The organism is Corynebacterium sp. HMSC058E07 (genome assembly GCF_001809885.1).
Lineage (GTDB): Bacteria > Actinomycetota > Actinomycetes > Mycobacteriales > Mycobacteriaceae > Corynebacterium > Corynebacterium macclintockiae.
Map to the genome: position 1 here is coordinate 1 of NZ_KV799229.1, position 991 is coordinate 991.

The window sequence follows — 991 nt, forward strand, 5'->3', positions numbered from 1 at the left end:
TTGGTTTGTCATGGCTGTTGGGTGTCTGGGACAATCTGTTGTTCCTTTTTTGTGGATGCTTGTGATGGGCTGATGAGTGTTTCATTGGTTTGTTGTGGGTGTTTGTGTTGTTTGAGAACTGTATAGTGGACGCGAGTATCTTCTTTTTTGTGATTTTTTGTTTGAAATCATTGTTGTTCACGCGCTGACTGTCATGAACGTGTTTGTTGTTTATGTGTGGTTGGTGTGTGGGTGTCTTAGTATTTTGTGTTGTCTGTGAAGGGCGCACGGTGGATGCCTTGGGCATGATAAGCCGATGAAGGACGTGGAAGGCCGCGATAGGCCTCGGGGAGTTGTCAATCAAGCGTTGATCCGAGGGTGTCCGAATGGGGAAACCTGGCCACAGTTGTGTGTGGTCGCTGCATGGATGAATTCATAGTCTGTGTGGTGGTAACGCGGGGAAGTGAAACATCTTAGTACCCGCAGGAGAAGAAAATAATAATGATTCTGCTAGTAGCGGCGAGCGAACGTGGATGTTGGCTAAACTGCATGCGTGTGATACCTGGCAGGGGTTGCGTGTGTGGGGTTGTGGGGTTGTGTTGTGCGGTGCTGCCATGCCGTGCCTTGGCATTATGTGTTAGCGGAAGTGGTTTGGAATGGCCTGCCGTAGACGGTGAGAGTCCGGTACGTGAAAGCATGTGGTGTTGGGGTTGACAGGATACCCGAGTAGCAGCGGGCTCGTGGAATCTGCTGTGAATCTGCCGGGACCGCCCGGTAAGCCTGAATACTTATTGTGACCGATAGTGTATGAGTACCGTGAGGGAATGGTGAAAAGTACCCCGGGAGGGGAGTGAAATAGTACCTGAAACCGTGTGCCTACAAGCCGTCAGAGCCCTTTAGAGGGTGATGGCGTGCCTTTTGAAGAATGAGCCTGCGAGTCAGCGGCATGTCGCGAGGTTAACCCGTTGTGTGGGGTAGCCGTAGGGAAACCGAATCCTAATGAGGGTGTTGT

Annotated in this window: 1 protein-coding gene and 1 rRNA gene; one reads left to right on the plus strand and one right to left on the minus strand. The window is 51.2% G+C overall.

The window, feature by feature from the left end; genetic code table 11:
• On the minus strand, positions 1 to 181 hold a 181-nt coding region (locus tag HMPREF2678_RS10440; protein WP_210382685.1), incomplete at its 3' end, for a hypothetical protein.
• A 65-nt stretch (positions 182 to 246) separates the two neighbouring features.
• On the opposite strand from HMPREF2678_RS10440, the gene HMPREF2678_RS00245 reads away from it, so the two are divergent.
• Positions 247 to 991 (plus strand): 23S ribosomal RNA (locus HMPREF2678_RS00245); the annotation flags it as partial.